Here is a 23,785-nt window from a genome sequence, read left to right as displayed (position 1 = left end):
GACTGTAATGAAGACGCTGCGACCGTCCGGTCGTCGAGCCGATGGCGATGAAGCGCTCACATGGCGCTGAGGAGTTCGCGGCCGTCGTCGGTGAGTTCGAGCCGTTCGTAGAGGACGCTGTCAAGCTCAGCCTGCACCGCAACGATGAGCTCCTCGGCGATGAGCTCATCGATCGCCGCGCTCACCTGGCTGATGCCGACGAAGGCCAAGCTCCCAGCGCTCGGCTGGCGCGCCAGATGCGGCGGAACTGCCCTGCGACGAGCCGCGCGGTCGTTGTCGGCAGTCAGCCCGACACCGGGCATTGCAACGCTTCCGTGAAGTTCACCCACCAAGCATCGTTCAATGTTGGTCCGCGAATAGCTCCTGTCCTCAACATCGGCGATCAAGGTCAAAATGGCCTGAGCCACAGGCAGAGCGCTACGCAGATTCGTCTCGCTCAGATGACTCGTCACCCACGGCCGCTCCAGGGTGACGCACACATCGCAGCGGTCGCAGCCGCCATCGGAAGACGGTGACAACTCAGCCGTCGAGTCGAGATACTCCATGAGCGCGGCGACTCGACAGGTGCGTCGGTCGCGGGCGAATCCCTTGGCACGGTCGGATTTGTCGGCCACCTCGCCGCGGCGTTGTTCGCACAGACGTTCCACCTCGGCCCAATCCGGTTCGCCCGGTGAGCGCTCAAGCACCCATCCGTGCTTCCAGACGGTGAATCCGATGATGTCTCGATGCTGGAGCTCGAGCAAGTCCTGCGCGATGTCCACCGCCTCTCGCCCGAGTTCGCGGGACCAGCGCGGAGCGTCATAGCGGCCACCGCGCTGCTCGGCCAGGTCGATGAGTCGCCGCGCGCGTGCGATGAACTCCGGCCCGATCGTCGAGTTTGCCGAAAGGCCTGCGATGCCGTCGGGATCCGACATGCCGTCATAGGGCGAAGCGCCGTCAGAGTACAACTCGCCGAGCCGTCTGAGCGTGTCGTCGATGATCGTGACACGGCCTTCCCACGGCGTATCGGGATGACGCTTCAGCACGCCCGCCAACGACAGATGGTGGACGGCGAGCGACGTGGCCACCGACTCGGCGTCGCTCTCGCGGGTCTCGTCATCGACCCGGCCGGTCAGAGCGTCAGGATCGTACGCGACGGCGCCCGGCCGCAGCATGGCCCAGATGCGCCGCACCTGCTCGATGGGAGGCGCAGAGCTGCGCACGAACAGCCGATGGATGGAGCAGTCACGCGGCCTTCTCATCAGCACTGCGGTGCCGCCGGCAGGCATTCCCGGCTGACCTGCGCCGCGTGCTGCCCTGCCGGTCTCCTGCACATACTCCTCGATGGTGGCGGGCATCTCGGCGTGCACGATCGCGGCGATGTCCGGCTTGTCGATGCCCATGCCGAAGGCCTTGGTGGCAACCACCACGTCGATCTCTCCGTGCCGGAATGCGTCCTCGATATGCGACCGGGCCAAGGTCTCCATGCCGCCGTGGTAGGCGCGCGCAGTGTTGCCGGCGACGCGCAGCAGTCCGCTGATGCGCTCGGCGTCTCGACGGGTCGGCACGTAGACCACCGCAGCTTGGCGGCGAAACGCCTCGATCACTTGGGCGATACGCACATCGCGGTCGCTTCTGGTCGCGCAGTCTTCGGTGTAGTAGCTGATCTCGGGCCGGTCCGGCGACAGGACGGTCGGCTCGCCGCAGTCGAGATCGAGGAGCTTGACGATTTCTTCGCGCACCTTGGCATTGGCCGTGGCAGTCACCGCCAACAGCGGCGGGCGGCTATCGACCGGCGACGCAGCGGCGCTGCGAGCGCCGGGACGATCGGCCGCTCGCGCTTCGGCCAATCGTCTGATTGCCTCGGGAATCCTGGCGTACTCGGGCCGGAAGGTGTGCCCCCACTGAGAGATGCAGTGCGCCTCGTCGATGGCGATCCGAGCGACATGTACCTCCGCGAGACGGCTGATGAACTCCTGTGACCACAGCCGCTCAGGGCTGACGTACAGCAGCTTGTAGTCACCGCGACGTGCCCCCCGCAGGATGTCGCGCCATTCGCTCTGACAGACGCCGCTGTGGATGGCCGCGACGTCTCGAATGCCCCGGCGACGCAGGTTCTCGACTTGGTCGTTCATCAGCGAGATCAGCGGCGACAGCACAAGTGTCACGCCAGGCATCAGGAGCGCCGGAATCTGATAGGTGATCGACTTGCCCGACCCTGTCGGCAGCACGGAAAGGGCGTCGTCGCCAGCCATGAAATGCCGCATGGTCTCGAGCTGGCCGGGCCGCCACCGCTCGAATCCGAATATCTCGCCCACTCGCTCCAGCCGGGTCTCGACAATGCGAGCGTCCGCTGCTTCGTCATCGTCGAGCGCCAACGCTCGGAGCTTGATGAGGGTGTCGTCAGCCGGAACAGCACCCATCGCATCCCGCAGGTCATCAGTCATTTCGACGCCGTCGAGGTGCCCGCAGATGAGCTGGTATGCGTGTTGGGGGTCGCGCACGCGGTGCTGGGACGGCGGGCCTGGCAGCGTCGCGAGAATCCGGTCGGCATACGACGTGACTCGGCACAGGCGATTGTCGAGCATCACCGTGACGCCGCGATCGGTCGCCGTGCGGATCAGTCGACCTGCACCTTGGGCGATGCGCAGAGCAGCGCGAGGCACTGCGTAGTCATCGAAGCCGTCCTTGCCCTGCTGCTCCAGCGCCTCCATGCGAGCACCGGCGATCGGGTCGGCGGGTGAGTCGAAGGGCACCTTTTCCAACAGCAGCAAGCTCAACGCCTCCCCGGGGATGTTGACGCCTTCCCAGAACGAACGCAGCGCGAGCAAGCTGGTGGCCGACTCGTTTCGCATCCGGGCAACGAGCGCCGGGGCGGGTGCGTCGCCTTGGGACAGCAACGGGATGCCGCGCTCGTCGAGGTAGTCGCGCAGCTTCTCGCGGGCGGCCTCCATGCGGGCGCGAGCGGTGAACAGCGCCATCGTCCGGCCCCCCGCAAGCAGGATCAGCCGTCCGATCTCGCGGCCTGCCGCCTCGGTGAACTCATCCATGAGACGAGACCTCGGTGCAGGCAGCCAGTCAGCCAACACCAGCAGGTGTTGGTCGCGAAGCGCCTCGAACGGAGTCGGCAGGGCCGTCGCCTGCACCGCGCCAAGCCCCAGCGAGTTCACGATGTGGTCGAAGCTGTCACCCACGCGCAGCGTCGCTGATGTGGCGACGGCGGCTTCGAGCCCGTCCCACAGCCGTCGCAGCGAGGGTGCTACCGACAGGGGAACGCTCTGCAACGTCCATGCCCAGCGGCCGTCGGTGTGCTCGATGCGCCCGACTGCGATCCGCTGCTGCGACGCCAAGTCGGCGACGACTTCAGCTCGGCGTGTCATGCCGCGGCTCCGGCCGTCGTCGGGCACCGTTGACGCCTCTTGGCCCGACCGGCCCGACCGGCCCGTCGGACCGTCATCGGCGTGGATAACGCGACGAAGCGTCTTGGCGGCCTGACGAGCAAACCGTCCAAGACGACGCATCTCAGCTTCGAGACGGTCGCGCCGGTAGCGGCCTTCGAGCAGCTGAGGCAGGTTGACCTCGTCCATCTCGCCGGCGATGCCCTCCAACGCCTCGGCCAACGACCGACCCTCGCGCAGCACCGGGTAGTAGTCGGGATGCGCAGTGTCGATGCCACGCCGGATTCGATACGACGAGGGGTAGCGATCTTCGACGCTCGCCGCCGTGCGCACTCGCACGTAGGCCGTCAACGCCGCGCCGAAGCGCGTGAGCTGCTCTCGCACTGCTGCGACGCTGCGACGCTCATCAGCCAGCGGTTGCCCGCGCACCGACCAGCGGGTGGCGCGGGCCAGTCGGGTGACAGTGCCGCCATCCCCCCGCGTAGGCGCGACTGCATCGCACAGCTGCTCAATCTCGTTCTCGCCAGTTTCCGACGTCAATGCGTCTGTCGCGGCATCTTCAAGGTTGTGGGCCTCGTCCAAGACCAAGCGCTTTGCGTGATCCATCCATTCGTCGTCGCGCACGACCAGCGCATGGTTGAGCACTGCTACATCCGCATCGCGCAGCCCGTCCCGGGCTCGTCGATAGAAGCACCGCTCATCCAAGCTGGTCGCTGCCGGGCCCGGAGGCTCGCTCACCGAGAGCACGAATCGAAGACCCGACATGACCCGTCGGAAGTCGCTGCTCAATGCCCACGTGTTGAGGTCGTCCCAGTCACCTGTCGGAGTCTGTGAGACCCAGCCGCACAGGATCGCGAGAGCGAGACCGCGCAGGGCACCTGCTGGGCCTGTGCCATCGTCAGGGTCGACCTCTGCAATCGGCGCCGAAGCGCGGGCGGCCTCGGCCGGTGCTGGTACTGCTTCGGGCCGCGCTCTGATGACGTCCAGTTCATGGAGTTCGCTCTCCAACGCGACCACGTCGAGGTAGTTGTTCCTGCCCTTGAGCAGCACCGCCGTGAATGGCGCCAAGTGCTCGGCTAGCTCTTCGAGCGAGCGGGCGATCTGGTCTTGGAGCACCTTCGAGTGCGGTGCCACGGCGACCGTTGCACCGCTGGCGCGGGCGTATTCGATTGCCGGGAGCAGGTAGGCGAAGGTCTTGCCCGTGCCTGTCGGTGCCTCGACGAGACGGCGCTCGCCGTTCGCCAGCGCCGTCGCAACCACGCGAGCCATCTCGACCTGTTGCGCACGAGGCGAGCGGCCGTGCGTCATCAACGCGCCACCCTCTTCGAGCATCGCCGCCACACCATCCGGGCCGAATCTCCCGGTGGGCGCCGGAGATCGTCGAGGAATTGAGACGGGGATCGTCGTCGCCAAGGACGGCGGGTCGGGTTCGGCATCCAAGAACGCAGACCACGGATGTGCGGTCGCCCGCAGCACCCAGCGCTGCAGGCGGCGAGGCGGGGATGACTCGTTCAACGTCGCGATGAGCGGAACGATCACTTCGGCCAGCAAGCGGGCGTCTTCGAGCGCGCGATGCACAGGGCGAGCGCTGCGACCGAGGAGCCGGGCTGCCAGATCATCGAGACTGCGTCCCGCCGGCGGCTTGGCTCCGTTGACGCTGCGGGCGATGTCTCGACCGGCCCGCGGGAACGCGAGGTGAGCCAGTTCCAGCGTGTCGAGGCGGAGACCGCCGATCAACAGCAGCTCCGACTGCTCAGCCCCAACATCGAGCAGCGGGAAGTCGTAACCGAATCCGTTGTGGGCCATCAGCGGCCGGTTGCTGACGAACGCGGCGAACTGCTGCAGCGCCTCGGTGAGCGTCGGCGCTGGCGCCAGATCCTCGTCAGCCAAACCCGTCAGTTCACGAGTCTGGGAGCGCAGCGGCCGGGTTGGCCGCACCAGCGTTGCGAATTCGGCCGCTTCGACACCATCGACAACGAGGACCGCTCCGATCTCGATGATCTCGTGGGCCGGCGGATCCGAGCGATCCGCATTGGCCTCAAGATCAAACACCACGTACTCGCGCAAAGCCCACGCTCCGCAGGCCGACAACAGGAAGGCAAGCTAGACGAGATAGTGCAATCGGACCGCGATGTCGTCGTCAGAGCTCGGCATCGGCGGGGAGGACGCGGAACGGGCGGCCGCGCAGTGACTGGACGACGCGGAAGTGCCGCTCGTCGAGCGTCGCGATCGCATCCTCGTTGTGCTTGTCGGCGAGCACCACCAACGATGCGTCGGCCAACCCGAGAGGCAGGTCGCGGTACCTCTCGATGACGGCGTGCGCTCGCACGAGATCGACTGCATCGAACCCAGCGATCTCATACGCCCCCGATGACAGCTCCTCGAGCACTGCCAATTCGGCATCGACCCCGGCGATGCGGGCCGTGAGATAGTCCAGCTCCGCAAGCACAAACGGGGAGATCACCAGGGGTCGGCCGCCGGCCAGTACTCGGGCGCATGGCTCGTGCATCCGCTGGTCCGGCACGAACGCCGCCAACAGAACGCTGGTGTCAACGATCACGTGCCGAAGCCCGTACGCGCCAGGTGCTCGTCGACGTTCGCTGCGATATCGGGATCACCCCAGCCTTCGTCGAACAACGGAGTCGTCGGCCGCGCCTCACGTCGAGCAAGTGCTTCGACCAGCGCCTCACGAACCAGCGCAGCTTCGGAGCAGCGGGCTGCCTCCGCTGCGCGCTCAAGTCGTTCTTTCAGATCGTCGGGCAGGTAGATCGTCGTCTGCTTCACGGGAGCGAGTATGCCATGTCTTGCACAATGTATTGCGCCTTCTCAGCGGCCGCTGCCTGAGTCGCCGAGTCGGAATCATCGCACTCGGCATGACTGCATAGGAAGTCGTTTCTAGGCTGCGGCGTCGTGCGGCATCGGCCTGATCGGCTGTTCCTGCTGACAGGCGGCGTGCAAGGCTTGGCCTTCGCGTGGGGCCTGCCGGCAATGGTGTGGTGGGTGGTGGATCTGCGGCTGTCGCCATTCCGGCTCGCGGTGCTCGGCACCGCGCTGGTGCTGTCGATTCTCGTGACCGAGACCCCGACTGGCGTGGTTGCCGACCTCTATAGCCGCAAGTACTCCGTGGTCGCGGCCTACGTCGTGATGGGCACAGCGATGGCATTGGGCCCGGTCACCGAGCTGTTCGGAGTTCTCGTCATCTGGCAAGTGATGTGGGGCGTCGGCTGGACGCTGCAGAGCGGCGCCGCCACGGCGTGGATGACCGACGAGCTTGCCCACCACGCATCGCATTCGCACCGCAGCGCCGCGGTGATGCCCGTCGAGTCTTCGACCTCGGGCGACGACTCCGGAGCTGATGACAGCGGCATCCCCCGTAGCGATCACAGCCGTCAGGTGGACGGGCTCATCGTGCGCCATGCCATCTTCAGGTCCGCGGGCGTGATGGTCGGCCTCGTCGCCGCCACTGCAATTGGCGCCTGGTCGGTTCGAGGATCGATGGCCGCGATGGGGATGCTCGCGATCGCTGCGGCCGGGTACCTCGCGGTCATGATGCCCGAAGCCGGGTTCGAGTCACCCCGGTTGCGGGCAGGCGGCGCACCCAGGCCGGCGCGCACCGGCACCCCGAGCGTTCGGCGCACGAGTGCCTGGGGCGATGCGGTCAAGCTGTGGAAGCAAGGCGCACGCCTCGTCCGCCGCAATCCATCGCTGCTCGCCGTGACCCTGTCGGCTGCGATCGCCGCGGGCGCCTGGGAGGCCAACGACCGGCTCTCTGCCCTGCGGCTGTTCGATCTGGGCCTCACCGAGCTAGACGGCCGAGAAGCGGTGCTGTTCTTCGGCGCAGCCTGGTTTGTGATGTCTGCGCTGGCGATCCCGATGATGATGTGGCTCCACCGGCGCCTGGATCAGGCTGACCAGCGAAGCGCCCGGCGGGACGCCCTTCTGCTGGCGCGCTTCCTGACGGTCGCCGCTGTAGGCGCTCTGGCGTTGGCCCTCAGTCCATGGTTCACCGTCGCGCTCATCGGCTGGGCTGTTCTCGACGTGGCGGGCGAGACGGCGTACTCGCTGACCGAAGCGATGGCGAACCGACACGCCGAATCATCAGTGCGCGCCACCGTCGTGTCGTTCGTCGGCCAGTCGCAGGCAGTGGGAGAAGTTGCCATCGGCCTGGCGCTGGGAACACTGGCGCAGATCGTCACGGTTCCGGTCGCCCTCGCAGTCGCCGCGGCGCTCTTCGCCGTCTCCGCAGTGCCCGCGGCCGTTGTCGGGTGGCGCACGAGAGGGCCCGAGGACTGAGTCTCGCGAACCGACACGTCGAACACTGCGACGAGAGGCGTGAAGATGCGCAGGCAGCGAAGCGGCGCCCTCTTCCGGTTCGGGGTCTCCTGTGCGCCGGGCGAGAACCTGTCAGCCGTCGCCCATCTCGGCCATGGCGGCTTCCGAGCGGCGTGCCATCTCGTCGGCATCGACGTCTTCGATGTGGGTCGCGAGGTTCCAGCGATGGCCCCACGGATCCTCGATCATGCCCGAGCGGTCGCCGTAGAACTGGTCCACGATCGGCCGCACCTCGGTGGCACCCGCTGCGAGCGCAGCGGCATATGTGGCGTCGACATCTTCCACGTACAGGCTCAGCTGCATGGGCGAGCCGCCGTAGTGCTTGGGCGAGTGGAATTCCATCTCCGGAAACTCGTCGGCCACCATGATGAGCGAGTCGCCCAGAGCCAGCTCGGAGTGGCCGATCTTGCCGCCCATGTCGATGCGCATCCGCTCGGTGAACCCCAGAATCTCGGTGTAGAACGCGATGGCGTCCGCGGCGCCGTCGATGCTCATCGAAACCGAGATGCGCGGGTAGTCGTCGGGGATGGGATTCACCATCGGGCTCTGCTCCTGAGTTCGAAACGCCCGGCGCATGGGCTCGAGCGTTCGTCGGTGCGGTCCGCCGGTCGGCGGGCGCAGCCCGAAGCTAGTGCGCGACCAGCACCCTGACGGCCTGGGACACGGCCGTCTCGGCGCGGGCTTCGAGCCCTGCTTCGTCAGCGCTGGCGATGGGATGTTCGATCACGGTGAAGGGATGGTCCGGCACACCCTGCACGCGGGCCATCAGCTCGGCGGCACTCACAAAGGCACTGGTCATGACACTGACCGCGGGCACGCCGATCCGTTCGGCGGCGACGGCGTCGTGCAGACTGCACGACGAGCAGCTGCCTCAGTCGCCTACACCGGCGAGCACGGCATCCCAGCCCATTGCCTCGGCCAGCAACTCGTGCTGCGCGGGCGCGCTGTAGTTGGGCTTGATCCGGCGGATCACCTTGGCCACGCCATGACGGTCTCGCAGGAGCCGTTCCATGTGGTCGAAGAAGGGCCGGGTGTTCTCCTTGCCATTGGAGATGACGCCGATCGTGGTGCTCTCCAACGTCGAGAGCCGCGCCGGTGCCGCGAATCCCTCCGGATCCTGTTCGTGGGTCGGGTTCAGCAGCTCCACGCTGCCCTCCTTGTTGGCCTGCGTCGACAGCTTGCATCGGCGAGCACCGGTCAGCTACATGCTGCCACGCGCACTGCGCTGAATTGCGAGCTGGTCGAGCGGCCGTCCGCATCGCCTGCTGCTCGGCCTGTCAACCGTTGATTCCGTCGAAACCGGCGTACAGGAATTCGAACACGGCACTGGCGGGGTCTCCGGCAGAGATGATCTCCGCGTACGGCAGCGACGCCCCGCCGAACGCATCATCGTTCCAGTAGGTGTCGCTGCGATCCACCTTGCCCCACGGTCCCACGTAGGCATACGGGAACGGGTGCGCAGCGTCGCCGGGTGACAGGCCATAGGTGGCCCGTGTCTGGGCGTGGCCGATCGCCGTCGCGATGTCGAAGTGGCCGGGCCAGAGCTGGATCTCGTCCGGCTCCGCGGCACCGGGCAGCTCATGCAACTGGTCCAGCGCCTGCTTGCCGAGCCGGAACCAGGCAACCAGGTGCGCTCCCATCTCCGGGCTCACCCGCAGCCAGCGGTCGACGCCGCCGAGCTCCGGGCTGTCGTGTTCGCGCGCCTCTGTGCCGGGCGACACCCCGACGAAACTCGCCGCCGCCGACAGCGTGGTGATGTGGGCGCTGCGCAGGGTGCCGCCTTCGGTGGCGAACAGCTCGTCGCCATCGATCCACACCTGGCATTCCATCTCGCCGGCCCGGCCCATCGTCACTTCGAAGACCGGCGTGCCGAAGCCCACGTCAAGGCTGCGCAAGCCGAACCTGCCGGTAGCAACCCGACGTGCCTCGCCGAGCACGGCGTACGCCAGCCGGTGGTAGTCCTCGACCGAAGCCAGGTAGCTGTCGGGAAGCTCCGGCAGCAACGCCGCTCGTGTCGTCTCGCCCTGCACCAGCGAATGGTCTTCCATGTGCCGAGTCTTGCGCTTGATTCACGGCCTAGGTGGTCGCGACCGGTCAGTTGATCTCGCAGTCGACGCAGGCGCCCACCGCCACTGTGGCTGCGTGGCTGCGGGTGCCGAGCCAAGGTGGGATGACGGCAGCGAAGCCGCCTGCGGGCCCGCCAGCAGCAACGATCAGCAGATCCTCCGGCGATTCCAGCGCGGGGTAGGTGCGCTCGGCCCGATCCTTGACGACTGCTCCCTTGCCGACGGCCGCCCAGTCGCCCCGGCGCACGCGTGCACGCTCGTATACGCAGTTCGCGATGTCGTCCTTGGTCCAGCCGGCTGCATCGAAGTGGGTTCGCAGCTGCGGGGGCAGCACCACCACGTAGTTGCCGGGCCAGATGGAGTAGTTGAGCTGGTTGGCCCGAATCTCTGCTGCGAGGGTTTCGCAGAGCTCGGCGGGGTCGGTGGTCCACTCGTTCATGACCTGCCGGGGTGCCATCGATGCCACCGCGGTCACCGACGACACGTGACCCTGCTCGGCGAGCGCCGTACCGAGCCGCTGATCGCCGAGCGAGATCCAGCCCGTGGCCTCCTCATCCTCGGCGATGCAGTAGCCGAGCTTGCCGGGATGACCCAAGGTGGAGCGGTCAATGCCGCCGGGCTTGACGTCGAGCACGTTGGCCAGCACCAGACGCACTGCCCGAGCGATGACCGCCCGCGACCGGTCGGCGCTGCCGAGCACGCTGAAGGTGCCGTCCATGGCCAGCTCGCGCCGGATCGGCCCGTTGACGATCAGCAACACCGCACAGCCGCCGGTGGAGGCCGTTGGGCCGTGCAGGCCGAACTCGGGCTGCAACAGGGCCGTGAGCGCGGTCACGACGACCGGGAAGTGGGGCGGCAGGCAGCCTGCCATCACTGAGTTGACGGCTGCCTTCTCGGCGGTGATGGCCCGTGCCCGCACCGGCTCGATGCCGATGAGATGATCGGGCGCCAACATCGCCCAGTCCAGACATGCGGCCACGGCGGCGTCGGTGGGCGGTACCACTGGCAGCCCGTCGGTCCAGCCGCGTGAGTGAAACGCTTCCTGCGCTTCGAAGAGATCGTCGGCCCTGACGCGACTCGAGGCCAGCTGCATGGGCGCGACTGTAGGGCCCGGCTGGCCTCGGGCATCAGCCGGATTCACCAACCGTTCGCAGTCGTGTACTAGCTGCGTTCGAACATGCCCGAGAGCAGCCCCCGGGAGTCGTCGGCCTGCGGGCCGACTGCGTTGGCGAGCACACGCGATGCCAGCCGCGAGAACGGCAGTGATTGCAGCCACACCCAACCAGTGCCCGAGACCGTGGCCAGGAACAAGCCCTCACCGCCGAAGAACATCGACTTGAGGTTGCCGGCCCGCTCGATCGAGTACTGCAGCGAAGGCTGCATCGCCACCAAGCAGCCAGTGTCAAGCCGGACCGTCTGCCCGTTCAGCTGGATTGCCTGGATCGATCCGCCCGCGTGCAGGAATGCCATGCCGTCGCCAGAAATGCGCTGGAGGATGAATCCCTCTCCGCCGAAGACGCCGGTGCCGATGCCGCGCTGAAAGGCGATGTCGAGCTTGGTGCCCATGGCAGCGCACAGAAAGGCGTCGCGCTGAGCGATGATCTCGCCGCCGTACTTCGCCAGATCGACCGGGATGATCTTGCCTGGGTAGCCGGCCGCGAACGCCGCCTTGGCCTTGCCGCCGGCGCCGGTGTTCGTGAAATGAGTCAAGAACAGACCCTCGCCGCTGAGCGCTCGCTTGCCGGCCGACTTGAGCTTGCCCCACAGCCCGGCATCAGGCTCAGAGCCGTCGCCCATGACCGATTCGAACGTGACGCCGTCCTCGAGGAACATCATCGTGCCCGCCTCGCCGATGACGGTCTCGCCTGGGTCCAGCTCGACTTCGACGAACTGCATGTCGTCGCCGAAGATCTCGTAATCGACTTCGTGGCTGCGCATGGGGGACTCCTCGCCGCAGATGCCGACGACGCCCGGTGCGCCGCGTTCGGCGCACACGGTAGCGCTCGCCGGTCTCGCCACCGGGCAGGCTCGCTCCGCCGGGTACTGCTGCTGGCGCCAGCGGAGCCAAACCCGCGTGAGTCCTGGTCCCGTGTCCCAGTGCCGGTGCGGTTCGCAGCTCACGGAGCCGCCCGCATCGCGTGCCTAGGCACTCAGAACAATTCAGCCCGCCAAACGCCAGACCGGCTGGCTCAAGCCGCGTTCGCCGCCAGACGGTCGCCGCCGACCGGCAGCGTCGACAGGTCGATGTCGTAGAGCTCGGCGGAGTTGTTGCAGAGGATGTCCTGGGTCTGTTCGGCCGTCAGATGCGCCGAGTGCTCGTCGAGCAGCTCTTGGCTCCACGGCCAGGTGCTGTCGGAGTGCGGAAAGTCGTTCGCCCACAGCAGGCGCTTGTGGTTGACGTCGTTGACCATCTTGAACGCAACCCAGTCATCTTGGAACGTGGTGTAGATGTGCTCGCTGAAGTACTCGCTGGGCAGCTTGGAGAGTTCCTGGCCTGGCGGCAGCCAATACCGGTGGCGCTTGTAGGCATGGTCCATCCGGTACATGAAATGCGGCACCCAGCCGGCGTCGGCTTCGACGCAGACGACCTTCAACCCCGGGTTGCGCTCGAAGACGCCGCCGAACACGAGCGTGCCCATGATGTCCTGGTTGGCCCGGATGATGGTCATGAAGGCGTTCGCCTTCGGACCCCGAGGCCGGCCTTGGCCGCGGCTGGTGAGGATGTGCCACGACACCGGCAGATTGAGATCGACTGCGGCCTGCCAGAACGGGTCCCAGCGGGGATCGTCGAAGTCGAACTCGGTGTGCGGGTTGCCCGACATCATCACTCCGCGCATGCCCGCTTCAGCCATGGCCTCGATGTCGCTGATGGCCTCTTCCACCGAGCGGAGTGCGGTTTGTCCCACCGCCAGCAGCCGGTCGGTGTCCACCGAGCAGTAGTCGGCGATCCACCGGTTGTAGGCGTCCATGGCCGCCTTCTTGTAGTCGGGATCGGAGTGGTTGCACAGCACCATGCCCACCGACGGGTAGATCACCTCGGCAGAAACGCCGTCGCGGTCCTGGTCGGCAGTCCGCGTGGCGGGGTCGTAGCTGCTGGCCGGCAGTTCCTCGTACGCCGCGCTGCGCTTGAGCTCCTCGGGCTTCTGACCTGCGGCAGCGATGAGGCCCATGTCGATGGTGCGCTTCATGCCGTCGATGACGTACACATCGCCCCGCTCTTCGGTCCACTCCACCCGCGGTGCCACATCCCGCCACTTCGGGTCGATGTAGTCGACGTAGGTGTTGCGAGCCTCCGCGATGTGCGAATCAGCCGAGATGATCGGATAGTCGACGTCCACGTTCCCCTCCAAGTCCAGCCCCGCTGGGGAGCGTACCTATCGACGGTCGGGTCCTGCCGGGTTCACGCCGACGCTGTGGCACCTGCCTTGGAAGCAGAGAACAGCCAAGGCAGTCCCCTTTTGGCCTCGAGTGGGCGATGTAGTCGGAAGGTACTTAGGTACCTAGCTAGCTATAGTTCTACCTATGGTGCTGAGCATCAAGAGCGCGCAGGCCGATCAGCTTGCGCGAGAACTCGCGGAACTGACTGGCGAAACCATCACGGAAGCAGTCGTCACCTCACTCGAGGCGCGGCTCGTGCTCGAGCGGCTGCGCCAGCGGGAACGAAGCCTCCAGGACATCGTCGAACGATTCAGGCAATTGCCTGTGCTCGACGAACGACGCACCGACGACATCGTGGGATACGACGAATACGGGCTGCCCACGTGACGGTCGTGGACACTTCGGCCATCGTCGCCGTGCTGCTCGAAGAACCCGGCAGCGAAGCGATCGAACGCGAGTTGCTGCAGGGGCCGTGCGTCATGTCCGCCGCGACGCGGGTCGAATTGGGCATCGTGGTCGAAGCACGCGCCGGCGCCGCCGGCACCCAACTCCTCGAAGAACTGCTCGCCCGCATCGACATCCGAATCGCACCCGTCGACGAAGACCAAGCGCGGGACGCGCTGGTGTGCTGGCGCCGGTTCGGCAAGGGAAGGCACGAAGCTGCCCTCAACTTCGGCGATACGTTCGCCTACGCACTCGCACGACAGACCGGCCAACCGCTCCTACACATCGGCAACGACTTCAGCCGAACCGACATCACCGCGGCACTCTCTCGCTGAACCGACCGAGCTGCTATAGGCATGCAGCGCGGCCGCCATCGTTGGAATTGCCGCGATGTACCTTGGCGCCGCATGAGCCAAGAACCAGAGAGGCCACCCGATTCAGCCTCGCTGCCGACCGCGTTGCCCGGCGTCCATTCTGAAGTCGACGACGCTCTCGCCGTCGCAGCTGCATCAACCGCCGCGGCGAAGTCAGAGCCGGCTGAATCAGGGGAGTCCGCAGCCTCAGTGGACACACTTGACGGTGAGCCCGGCATCGTCGACCGCTTCCTCGACTCTGCCGGCGCCGCGACCTCGAAGATCTCAGACGCCGCAGCCACCGGAGGCCGCGCATCTGCACAAGCCGTCGCGAGCACCGCAAAGACCGTCGCCGGGGCGCTGAGCAGCGCAGGGTCGACGACCAAGCAGGCGGTCGGCACCGGCGCGGAGAAGACGGCCGAAGCCGCCCGCAGGTGGGCCGCGTCGGTGGTCGGGGCTGCGCAGGGCCTGCTGGCCAGCGACCTGTCGGACGCTTTCAACGATCTCACCCAGGCAGTCGTCGACGGATCGGCCACCATCTACGACAAGGCGATGGACGCCGAGTACCTCGAGACGCACATCGGCGGTGGTCTCCATCGGCTCTTCGACGGCGGCCACACCATCAGCGGCGCCTGGGACGCAGCACGAGACGCCTCGGCCGACGACGCCCTGATCGAGGAGATGCTCGGCGCCGTCCACGGGCTCTTGCGGGATGTCTCCACGCCAATGGGCCTGCCGCTCGCCAACTGGGACAAGGAAACCTTCGACTCCGTGGCCGAGTCGCTGCAGTCCTCCTTCGGCATCCCCAAGAGCTGGTTTGCCGACCTGGTCAGCTACGACGCTGCGGAACTGCTCGGCGGCACCGTCGGCGTGGTCTCGACGATCTTCGCCTGGAACAAGGCTGACGCCGAGACGTTCGCGACGCTGGCCGCCAGCATGGGACTGTCCGCGACGCTCAGCGCGAATCCGCTGCTGCTGCCGGTCTCGGTGGTTGCGCTGGCACGGGCGTTCCACAAGAGCAGGACCGACGGCAGCTACTCAGAGGTTGCCGACGGCGTCTTCAAGGGTGCTGTCGCCTCGGGTGCGAGCATGGGCGCCGTCGCACTCGTGGGAGTCGCCGGAGGTCCTGCCGGCGTGGCTCTTCTCGCCGGCCTCAGCGCAGCTGCGCTCGCGCATGCGGCGACCAGGAACGTCCAGTTCGAAGCAGTGCAGGAGTTCGTCAAGCGCGACGCGGACAAGGTCGTCGCGCAGGTCGCCGAATGGGCCAGTGATGCAGGCAGCGCCGTCGTCGGCCGCACGGCAACGGCCCAACGCCTCGTGATGGGCGGCGCGGCCGCAACTGCATCCGCAATCGGCTCGGCGGCCAAGCGAGCGAAGGGCTTGGTCGACCGCGACCAGCCCGAGGAACCCGAAAACGCAATCGAGCCAGGGCGCTGCGCAGGGTCTCGTCGACCGTCGCGAGCGCCAGCACATCCAAGCGACCAACCCGACGGATGAGCCGCTCAGTCGAGACAGCTCGCACCACAGACGCTGAGGTCAGTCAGTAGATCTTGGAGTCGGCGCCGGTGGTGGCCTCGGCTACGCCCGATTCGCGGGCGGTGCGCAGGTCGCGGGCCATGCCCCGGCCGAGCGCCATGGCGTCGCCGGCGACGGTTTGCATGCGGTAGCCCTTGCCACGCCGGTCGGCCGACAGCGCCGCTGTCGAATGGATGCCCGCCACCACGCCATGGGCGGCGCAGCGTTCGGCGATGTGCTCCAGCGCCGCCTTGTAGTCAGCGTTGTCGTCGGTGTACCCCGGTCCGTACCCGTAGCTGATCGACAGGTCGGCCGGACCGACATAGATCGCGTCGACGCCGTCGATCGCCAAGATCTCGTCAAGCGCCTCGACCGCCTGGCGGGTCTCGATCATGGGAATGCAGGCCGTGGTGTCGTTCGCCACTTCGAAGTAGTTCTCGCTCGCCGCAGCCCGGGCAGCCACCAGCACCGGTCCGAAGCTGCGGGCGCCCAGCGGCGGGTACTTGCAAGCAGACACGGCGGCCTGAGCCTCGGCAACCGAGTTCACCATGGGCACAACCACCCCTCGGGCTCCCGCATCGAGGACGCGCCCGATGATGCCGGGCTCGTTCCACGGCACGCGCACGATGGGAGTGCCGCCGCCCATCTCGACGGCCTGCATCATCTCGACCGCAGCCTGGTAGTCGGCCACGCCGTGCTGCATGTCCACGCAGACGTAGTCGAAGCCCGCACGTCCGGCGATCTCGGCCGAATGGCTGGAAGCCATCGACAGCCAGGTGCCCAGCGTCTCTCCCCCGGACGCCCACGTATCCATCATCGAGTTCGGCATGACTGCGTGCTCAGGACTCGAAGATGTCGCGCAGGATCGCATTCTCCTGCGTCTCGACCAGCGGAGCGATCTCCTTCACGAACTCCAGCCAATCCGGATCCTCGAAGAGCGCCTTGCGCTTTTGGGCCCGCTCGTCGAGCGTGTCGTAGCGCCACATGTGGATGATCTCGTTGATGCCGCCGAATTCGGTGGTGTAGTAGCCGACGGGCTCGCCGAGGTACTTGCGCTGCGCCTCGTAGCCCTTCTCGAAGTACACCTTGACCCAGTGCTCCGGTGCGCCGACCTTCAAGCGGTAGCGCCGCATCTCCACGAAACTCATGACTGTCTCCTTCGACGTGTCGCGCCGAGCCGCAATCTCGCTCAGCCAGATCGCGCAGCCGCACCGTAGCCGGATCCGCTGTCCTCGCGTTGCGACGAGCGATGCCGTGACGCTCCTCTCTGGCATGACAGACCAGTGGCTACACAGAGAAGTTTCGCACTGGAGATGAAAACAAAAATTCTTGAGTATTTTTTCCTACAACTCGAGCGAAGGGAGATTTCGTTCATAAGAATCAGCGCTACGAAAATGAACTGTCACAATTTTCACGTCGCCTATGCTCGTGCAGGCATCTACGAAGGGACGTCGCCATGGAGCGCACGACGGGGCACTACGTAACCACGCTCTACGACGACGAAGAAGTGCAGGCGTTCGTGCCGCGCACACTGCCGCCCGACCCGCCCCTGAACTTCGACTTGAACCTGATCAACGCGCTGAACACTGCCGCCGGCGCGCTAGGCCGTCTCGACGGCGCAGCCCCGCTGCTGCCGAACGAAGGACTGCTGCTGTACTCCTACATTCGCAAGGAAGCAGTACTCAGCTCGCAGATCGAGGGCACCCAGTCAACGCTGTCGGATTTGATGCGTTACGAAATCGACGCAGCGGCCGGCGTTCCATTCGACGACGTGATCGAGGTTTCCAACTACGCGCATGCCTTCGATCACGCCCGCGAGCAGATGACAAGCCCAGACGGCTTGCCGCTGTGCAACCGCCTATTGCGAGCAGTGCACGACATCCTGCTCACGGGCACGCGGAGTGCAGACAAGTTGCCCGGTGAGTTCCGCAAGTCACAGAACTGGATCGGCGGCAGGCGACCCGGCGTAGCCCATTACGTGCCGCCGCCGCACGAGCAAGCGGCCGAAGCAATCTCCGAGCTTGAGAAGTTCCTCCACGCCTCCGACGGGCTGCCTCCGCTTGTGCGGGCCGGGCTGGCACACGTCCAATTCGAAACCATCCATCCCTTCTTGGACGGCAATGGGCGTGTCGGCAGGATGCTCATCTTGCTCGTCTTGCTGGATCGAGGAGCCATCGCTACCCCCGCCCTGTACCTCAGCCTCTACCTCAAGCAGCAGCGCTCGCAGTATTACGAGTTGCTCGACGCCGTCCGAGCACGGGGTGACTGGGAGGCATGGCTTCTTTTCTTCTTCGAGGCCGTGACCGTTGCCGCCGACTCGGCGGTTGAAACGGCACGAAGGATCGCTGACCTCACTGCACGCGATCTCGCACGAGTGCAACAGGCACCTCACACGACCGGCAGCACACTGCGCGTGTTGCGCGCACTGAGCGAGCGTCCGGCCACCAACATCAACCGAGCCGCGAACCAAACCGGTCTCACACGGCCCACCGTGGCTACAGCACTCAATCGGCTGTGTGGACTCGGTGTGGCACGTGAGGTAACGGGGCGGGCACGAGATCGCGTATTTGTCTACACCGAGCACTTGAGAATTCTCAACGAAGACACCGAACCTCTCTGGGGCTGACACACACCACAGCGCGCGTCCGTGACGCTCAGCCGCGGAGGTCGCGGACGCGCTGCGCCTTGCCTTCTGAGCGCGGGATTCCTTCGGGTTCGACGGTGCGGACGTCGACCGAGATGCCGATGCGCTGGCGCACCGTGCCGGCAAAGTCCGCAGCAATCGCCTCGTGTTCGCCGGCATCGAGCTTGGGCTCGAGCACCGCAGTGATGCCTTCCATCCGGCCTTGAGAATGCACTTCGAGAAAGAAGTGCCCGGTCAGCCGAGGCTCGGCTGACACCAGCTCCTCGAACTGGCTCGGGAACACGTTGACGCCACGGATGATGAGCATGTCGTCGCTGCGTGCCGCGACCCGTCCCATGCGACGCATCGAACGAGCCGTGCCGGGCTGCAGCGAGCAGATGTCGCGGGTGCGGTACCGGATGACCGGCATCGCCACCTTGGTCAGCGATGTGAACACCAGCTCGCCCGTCTCGCCTTCGGGCAGCACTTCGCCCGAGTCAGGGTCGATGATCTCGGGATAGAAGTGGTCCTCCCAGATGGTCGGCCCGTCCTTGGTCTCCACGCACTCGTTGGCGACACCTCCGCCGATCACCTCGGAGAGGCCGTAGATGTCGACGGCGTCGATGCCGAAGGCCTCCTCGAGCTCGGCCCGCATCGCCTCCGACCACGGTTCCGCCCCGAATATCCCTACCCGCAGCGACGTCGACGCCGGGTCGATGCCCTGGTTGCGGAACTCGTCGGCGACGACCAGCGCGTACGACGGCGTGGCGCACAGAACGTCGGCGTCGAAGTCCACCAGCAGCTGCACCTGCCGGGCTGTCTGCCCGACCGAGGCCGGCACCACGGTGCACCCGTACTGCTCGGCTCCGTAATGCGCCCCCAACCCGCCGGTGAACAGCCCGTAGCCATACGACACATGCACCACATCGCCCGGTCGCACACCCGCCGCCATCAGCGAGCGCCCGAACACGTGCGCCCACATGTCCAGGTCGGACTGCGTGTAGCCGACCACAGTCGGCTTTCCCGTGGTGCCCGAGGACGCATGCACCCGCAGCACCTGCTCTCGCGGCACGGCGAACATGCCGAACGGGTAGTTCTCGCGCAGCTCGGTCTTGGACGTGAACGGGAAACGCGCCAAGTCGTTGAGGGTGTGCAGATCGGACGGGTGAACGCCCGCCTCGTCGAACAGCTGCTGGTACGCGGGCACATGTGCGTAGGCGTGCGCCAAGCTCCACTTCAGCCGCTCCAGCTGGAGCGCTCGGATCTCCGGGATCGGGGCATTCTCGATGGGATGCAGACCCCGCCCGGCGGTGGGCTCGAACTTGGGCATCTGACGGTTCCTCCCCCATTCGGGTGACGCTGGGTTGGCCGGTTCGGGCGCCGGCCGGTTTCCTAGTGTTGCAGTCTGTGCGGCCGCTGCGACAAGGAGCGGTGAACCGAAAGGACCCCGAGTCCCCATGACCGACTTCCGCTTCACGATCCTCGTGGTGCCGTACATGCGCCGTCGCGGCGAGCAGATCGGTCTGGCCGGGTCGATGCCCGAACGCTGGCAGACCCTCATGGATCACATCCGGACCCAGATGCAGTTCGCCGAGTCGGTCGGCTACGACGGCTTCGCCATGACCGAGCAGCACATGCAGGTGGAAGGCATCGAGACCACCACCAACCCGCTGTTCTGGGATTACTTCGTGGCCCAGCACACCGAGCGGATGCGGGTGGGCCAGCTCGGCATGAACCTCACCGCCGTCAACCCGATCCAGCTCGCCGAGAACATCGCCATGCTCGACCACTTCACCGGCGGGCGCACCTTCGTGGGCTTCACTCGCGGCAACACGCCGCGCTGGACCGGCACGTTCGGCCAGCACCTCGGCATCACCTCCACCGAATCCGACAAGTCGGAAACCGACCAGCGAAGCCGCCGGGCCCTCTACGAGAACTGGCACCTGGTGAAGTCGCTGTGGACCCAGGACAAGGTGTCGATCCGAGGCGAGTTCTGGCAGGCCCCACCCGAGATGGAGTGGCACTTCCCGCCCACCGACGACTTCGACCCGACCGCTGTCGACGAGAACAAGACGCTGCGCGAGATCGGCATCGTGCCCCGGCCGCTGCAGCAGCCGCACCCGCCGGTGTACGCGCCGTTCAGCTACAGCATGGAGACGTCCAAGTTCTGGGCCCGCGAGGGCGGCAAGATGGTCAGCTTCGTAGCCCCCGAGCGGCAGAGCTTCATCGGCACGGCGCTGGACATCTATCTGGAAGAAGCCCACGACTCGGGGCGCGACACCACGGCAGCCGATGCGCTCGCGATCGGCGGTCACCTCACGATGGGCCGCACGCCTGCCGAGGCCGCGGACCTCTATGACGGCTTCGAGGAGCTGTTCAACTGGGCCTACAACGCGCCGCCCTACGTGGTGCCGATGGGACGCGTGTGGCGAGGCAGCCGGGAAGAAGAACTCGACCACGTGGCCTCGCTGCACTCCGAGTTCGGCGTCACCGAGTTCTTCCTGTGGCACCACGTGGGCTACTTCGAACAGGACGAAGAACTGGCGATGCTCAACGAATTCGCCGAAGGCGTCATCGCTCCCCTGCGAGCCAGCTCCTGAACCCAGCGTCCGGGCAACACCCGGCGCAGCACGGGTCGCTGCCCTAGCCCGAGCAATCAACCAGCTTGCGGGCTAGAGCGAGCGGAGACGTTCGATGGCTGCGTCGAGCACGTCGTGCTGCTTGCAGAAGGCGAAGCGGACGAGGTGGCGGCCCTCGTGGACGTTGTCGTACATGACCACGTTGGGCACCGCCGCGACGCCGATCCGCTCGGGCAGGCCCCAGCAGAACTCGATGCCGTCGTCGTGGCCGATCGAGCGGATGTCGGCAGTGATGAAATAGGTGCCAGGCGGCTCGAAGACCTCGAGGCCGGTCGAGCGCAGGCCCTCGGACAGCCGGTCTCGCTTGGCGCGCAGATCCTCGGCTTGGGCTGTGAAGTAGTCATCACCGAGATCCAGCCCGGCGGCAATTGCATGTTGAAATGGCCCGCCGCTGACGTAGGTCAGCCACTGCTTGGCCGTGCGCACTGCCGCTACCAGCTCCGGGCGGGCGCAGACCCAGCCGATCTTCCACCCGGTCACGGCGAAGGTCTTGCCGCCACTCGAGATCGTGACCGTGCGGTCGGCCATGCCAGGAAGCGTCGCGATGGGAATGTGCTCGCCCTCGAATACCAGGTGCTCGTACACCTCGTCGGTGACCACGAGGAGTTCTCGCTCGACGGCCACTTCCGCAATGGCCTCCAGCTCTGCCCGGCTGAACACCTTGCCGGTCGGATTGTGCGGGCTGTTGAGCACCAGCATTCGGGTGCGCGGCGTCACGGCTGCCGCCAACTCGTCAGGATCGAACCCGTAGTCCGGCGGCCGAAGGGTGACCACCTTCCGCACGGCGCCCGCCATGGAAATCACAGCGCCGTACAGGTCGTACCAGGGCTCGAACGTGAGCACATCGTCGCCCACCTCAGTCAGCGCCAGGATGCTCGCGGCCAATGCCTCGCTCGCACCAGCCGTGATGAGCACCTCGCTGTCGGGGTCGACATCCATGCCCCAGAAGCGCTTCTGGTGCCGGGCCACCGCATGACGCAGCTCAGCGATGCCGATGCCCGGTGGGTACTGGTTCGCGGTGCCGCTGCGGATCGCGGCGACCGCCGCCTCCAGCACCTCGGTCGGCCCGTCGGTGTCGGGGAAGCCCTGGCCCAGATTGATGGCGCCGGTCCGCACCGCCAGTGCCGACATCTCGGCGAAGATCGTCGACTGGTAGCCCTGCAGGCGCGAACTCAGGTACGGCAGCCGTGCCATGTCGCGGAGGTTAGGCGGCTACTGGTACGAGACGAACAACGGCGACGGTGTCTGAGCGAGTACCTGTTCCGCGGTGGGTGTGGGGAAGTCCTCGTCGTAGAAGTTCTTCCAGCCCCAGTAGAAGCGATGGGCGTCGGGCTCGCCGGTCAACGCATTCCACGTGCTGTATTTGGTGTTGATCGGTCCCTGCCCGTCCATGTGGATCATCACTGCGAGTTCCCCTGGCGTCTCGATGAGCTCGCGGTTGGTGATCATCGAGAAGCGGAATTGGTGCAGGATCAACAGCTTCTGAGGCAGGGCCTCGGTACGGACGAGGCCGGCCAGCCACCGGACGACCTGGTTGATCTCGGCCGCGTCGACCGAGCCGATCTGCTGCAGATGCACCTCGCCGGGCCGCAACCGCCACTCGGGGTCGAGCGCCAGCCCGACGTGCGGGAGCCGCAGGAACTCCTCATAGTGCTTGGCCTGCGTCAGGAAATCGGTTCGGCCGGACTGCAGGTCGAGCACCACGTACATGTCGTTGGCAGCCGCCGCCTCAACCCAGGGTCTGATGTCGTCGAGAGCGGTCTCGTTGGAGTAGTCGCCGTCGCGGCCGGCTCGGGCAGAGGCAACAGTGGCGATGATCTCGAAGGCGAGCACCACATCTGATCCGTCAGCGTCGTAGCCCTCCGCGATGGACGCCAGGCGCGCCACGCCCTCAGTTGGGTCCTGCTCTCCCAGCACCCCGAGCTGCGATGTCGCCGGGTGGCCGTACATGGCCACGATGCGGCGGGCGCGGCGGGGCTCGAACATGAGCAGGCCGCCGCCGGGCACTTCGTCGCCGCGACGGACAACCTCCATCTGCCACGCTGCGTCGGGGCCAAGGTCGGCCTGCAGCTCCACCTGCGCAGCGTCGCGCAGCATCGCTCGATCGGCCCCAGGCAGGGCCCGCAAGTCGTCACCCACGGCCACGGTCAACGCTGCTGCGTCGATCTGGCTCCCGAGGGCCCCGAACACCGCTGCTTGCTCGGCATTGCCGACGATCCATAACCGCTCGGGGGGAGCATCTCGATGCGGCAGCGTTGCGGCCGGATTGACCGGAACCCACTCGATGTCGAAGCCAGCGAGCTGCTGGGAGAGGCGTTGCTCGTTGAAGCCCGCCGCCACGATCCTCACCGGCGCGAGACGCCGTACTTCTGTCATCGGCTCAGCAGCCGACCACGACTCGATAAGCAGCAGCGGTCCGTCAATCCCGCGTGCGGCCAGCGTGAGGATCGCCTCGGAATCGTCGGCGAATGCCAAGCCGATCTCGTCGACGCAGTCGTAGAGCGCACGCGATATCTGGACGCTCGCGAGCACAGCTCCGGTGGGGTCGATTGCCAGGTCGTCGGCGGCGGCCCGCGGCGAACAGTCGCGGACGGTCGTCGCAGGCGGCTGGGCAGTGGTGGGTACCGAGGGTGCCGCCGTCTCGGCAGCCGCGCCAGCCTCCGCTTCCGCCGTGCCGGCAGGCTCTTGCGTCTCTTCCAGCGTCACGCCGCCCAGCAGGCAACCCACGGCGAGCATGGCGATTGCAGCCAAGACCAACGGCATCCCGCTCGCGCCCAACGTCGGCCTTCGGATGACGCTCACCAGCCGCTCGGGCCACGGCTCGGCCAATCGGCTCGGTAACGGGCCGGCCGGCGGGGGTCTCATCACGCTCGGAGAAACTATTGAGTGAGGCGGCAATACTGGCGGCATGCCGACACCTGAGCTGAACCCCCATGTGCCCGCCCGCTACGACACGGCCGCTGTCGACCTCGCGTCGGTGGACGGCGTGCTGTCGACCACCCGCTCCGTGCGGCTGCGCCTCGATCTGGAACGAGAGGTCCCCCACGATGTCGTGCTC

Annotated in this window: 21 protein-coding genes; 7 read left to right on the top strand and 14 right to left on the bottom strand. The window is 66.5% G+C overall.

All coding sequences use genetic code 11. The features are described 5' to 3' along the window. Positions 1–56 precede the first annotated feature (56 nt). Genes VI480_RS14090 through VI480_RS14080 form a run of 3 tightly spaced genes read right to left on the bottom strand, consistent with a single transcriptional unit; the run spans position 57 to position 6,161 of the window. Positions 57–5,468: a RecQ family ATP-dependent DNA helicase gene (locus VI480_RS14090; protein WP_323673496.1), complete on the bottom strand. Its 5,412-nt coding sequence runs from the start codon at positions 5,466–5,468 to the stop codon at positions 57–59. A 49-nt stretch (positions 5,469–5,517) separates the two neighbouring features. Continuing rightward, on the bottom strand, positions 5,518–5,937 hold the full coding sequence (locus tag VI480_RS14085; RefSeq protein ID WP_323673495.1) for a type II toxin-antitoxin system VapC family toxin: 420 nt from the start codon (positions 5,935–5,937) through the stop codon (positions 5,518–5,520). Further along, complete coding sequence (locus VI480_RS14080; RefSeq protein ID WP_323673494.1) at positions 5,934–6,161, bottom strand: CopG family transcriptional regulator; 228 nt, start codon at positions 6,159–6,161, stop codon at positions 5,934–5,936. Before VI480_RS14080 ends, VI480_RS14085 begins: the two co-directional genes overlap by 4 nt. A gap of 126 nt (positions 6,162–6,287) precedes the next feature. On the opposite strand from VI480_RS14080, the gene VI480_RS14075 reads away from it, so the two are divergent. Continuing rightward, the gene (locus VI480_RS14075; protein WP_323673493.1) at positions 6,288–7,670 is read left to right on the top strand and encodes a hypothetical protein; all 1,383 of its coding nucleotides are present in this window, start codon (positions 6,288–6,290) and stop codon (positions 7,668–7,670) included. A 111-nt stretch (positions 7,671–7,781) separates the two neighbouring features. Here VI480_RS14075 and VI480_RS14070 read toward each other — a convergent pair whose 3' ends face one another. From VI480_RS14070 to VI480_RS14045, 6 genes are all read right to left on the bottom strand, one after another. Beyond that, on the bottom strand, positions 7,782–8,249 hold the full coding sequence (locus tag VI480_RS14070; RefSeq protein WP_323673492.1) for a VOC family protein: 468 nt from the start codon (positions 8,247–8,249) through the stop codon (positions 7,782–7,784). An 88-nt stretch (positions 8,250–8,337) separates the two neighbouring features. Next, positions 8,338–8,856, bottom strand: a complete 519-nt coding sequence (locus tag VI480_RS14065; RefSeq protein WP_323673491.1) for a UGSC family (seleno)protein — start codon at positions 8,854–8,856, stop codon at positions 8,338–8,340. Between the two features lie 130 nt (positions 8,857–8,986). Then, on the bottom strand, positions 8,987–9,757 hold the full coding sequence (locus VI480_RS14060; RefSeq protein WP_323673490.1) for a hypothetical protein: 771 nt from the start codon (positions 9,755–9,757) through the stop codon (positions 8,987–8,989). Between the two features lie 46 nt (positions 9,758–9,803). Then, on the bottom strand, positions 9,804–10,868 hold the full coding sequence (locus VI480_RS14055) for a hypothetical protein (RefSeq protein WP_323673489.1): 1,065 nt from the start codon (positions 10,866–10,868) through the stop codon (positions 9,804–9,806). 68 nt (positions 10,869–10,936) lie between these two features. Further along, on the bottom strand, positions 10,937–11,713 hold the full coding sequence (locus tag VI480_RS14050) for a TIGR00266 family protein (protein WP_323673488.1): 777 nt from the start codon (positions 11,711–11,713) through the stop codon (positions 10,937–10,939). Positions 11,714–11,964: 251 nt separating this feature from the next. Further along, positions 11,965–13,113 carry an amidohydrolase family protein gene (locus VI480_RS14045; protein ID WP_323673487.1) on the bottom strand — a complete coding sequence of 383 codons (1,149 nt, stop codon included), beginning with the start codon at positions 13,111–13,113 and terminating at the stop codon, positions 11,965–11,967. A gap of 184 nt (positions 13,114–13,297) precedes the next feature. On the opposite strand from VI480_RS14045, the gene VI480_RS14040 reads away from it, so the two are divergent. From VI480_RS14040 to VI480_RS14030, 3 genes are all read left to right on the top strand, one after another. Beyond that, on the top strand, positions 13,298–13,540 hold the full coding sequence (locus VI480_RS14040) for a type II toxin-antitoxin system VapB family antitoxin (protein WP_323673486.1): 243 nt from the start codon (positions 13,298–13,300) through the stop codon (positions 13,538–13,540). Then, positions 13,537–13,932 (top strand): type II toxin-antitoxin system VapC family toxin, encoded by a 396-nt coding sequence (locus VI480_RS14035; RefSeq protein ID WP_323673485.1) that lies wholly within the window; start codon positions 13,537–13,539, stop codon positions 13,930–13,932. The genes VI480_RS14040 and VI480_RS14035 overlap by 4 nt, the downstream gene beginning before the upstream one ends. Positions 13,933–14,160: 228 nt before the next feature. Continuing rightward, positions 14,161–15,447, top strand: coding sequence for a hypothetical protein (locus VI480_RS14030; protein WP_323673484.1), 1,287 nt, complete (start codon positions 14,161–14,163; stop codon positions 15,445–15,447). A gap of 43 nt (positions 15,448–15,490) precedes the next feature. On the opposite strand, the gene VI480_RS14025 is transcribed toward VI480_RS14030, so the two are convergent. Beyond that, positions 15,491–16,294 (bottom strand): HpcH/HpaI aldolase family protein, encoded by an 804-nt coding sequence (locus VI480_RS14025; RefSeq protein ID WP_323673483.1) that lies wholly within the window; start codon positions 16,292–16,294, stop codon positions 15,491–15,493. 10 nt (positions 16,295–16,304) lie between these two features. Continuing rightward, entirely contained in the window at positions 16,305–16,613 is a 309-nt protein-coding gene (locus VI480_RS14020) for an NIPSNAP family protein (protein WP_323673482.1), read from the bottom strand. A 308-nt stretch (positions 16,614–16,921) separates the two neighbouring features. On the opposite strand from VI480_RS14020, the gene VI480_RS14015 reads away from it, so the two are divergent. After that, positions 16,922–18,091 carry a Fic family protein gene (locus VI480_RS14015; protein WP_323673481.1) on the top strand — a complete coding sequence of 390 codons (1,170 nt, stop codon included), beginning with the start codon at positions 16,922–16,924 and terminating at the stop codon, positions 18,089–18,091. A gap of 28 nt (positions 18,092–18,119) precedes the next feature. Here the strand turns inward: VI480_RS14015 and VI480_RS14010 are convergent, their stop codons facing one another. Beyond that, on the bottom strand, positions 18,120–19,418 hold the full coding sequence (locus VI480_RS14010) for an AMP-binding protein (RefSeq protein ID WP_323673480.1): 1,299 nt from the start codon (positions 19,416–19,418) through the stop codon (positions 18,120–18,122). A 127-nt stretch (positions 19,419–19,545) separates the two neighbouring features. On the opposite strand from VI480_RS14010, the gene VI480_RS14005 reads away from it, so the two are divergent. Beyond that, a complete protein-coding gene (locus VI480_RS14005) occupies positions 19,546–20,688 on the top strand; it encodes an LLM class flavin-dependent oxidoreductase (RefSeq protein WP_323673479.1) in 1,143 nt (380 codons plus the stop codon). A 72-nt stretch (positions 20,689–20,760) separates the two neighbouring features. Here the strand turns inward: VI480_RS14005 and VI480_RS14000 are convergent, their stop codons facing one another. Both VI480_RS14000 and VI480_RS13995 read right to left on the bottom strand, forming a co-directional pair. Then, positions 20,761–21,921: a pyridoxal phosphate-dependent aminotransferase gene (locus VI480_RS14000; RefSeq protein ID WP_323673478.1), complete on the bottom strand. Its 1,161-nt coding sequence runs from the start codon at positions 21,919–21,921 to the stop codon at positions 20,761–20,763. An 18-nt stretch (positions 21,922–21,939) separates the two neighbouring features. Continuing rightward, a complete protein-coding gene (locus VI480_RS13995) occupies positions 21,940–23,463 on the bottom strand; it encodes a hypothetical protein (protein ID WP_323673477.1) in 1,524 nt (507 codons plus the stop codon). On the opposite strand from VI480_RS13995, the gene VI480_RS13990 reads away from it, so the two are divergent. Continuing rightward, positions 23,462–23,617 carry a hypothetical protein gene (locus VI480_RS13990; RefSeq protein WP_323673476.1) on the top strand — a complete coding sequence of 52 codons (156 nt, stop codon included), beginning with the start codon at positions 23,462–23,464 and terminating at the stop codon, positions 23,615–23,617. The genes VI480_RS13995 and VI480_RS13990 overlap by 2 nt on opposite strands. The last annotated feature ends 168 nt before the right edge of the window (positions 23,618–23,785 follow it).

It is taken from the genome of Candidatus Poriferisodalis multihospitum, from assembly GCF_028283155.1.
In the GTDB taxonomy this organism is placed as follows: Bacteria; Actinomycetota; Acidimicrobiia; order Acidimicrobiales; family Poriferisodalaceae; genus Poriferisodalis; species Poriferisodalis multihospitum.
Note: the sequence above shows the minus strand (reverse complement) of the source record. Positions and strands in the feature narration are given on the sequence as shown.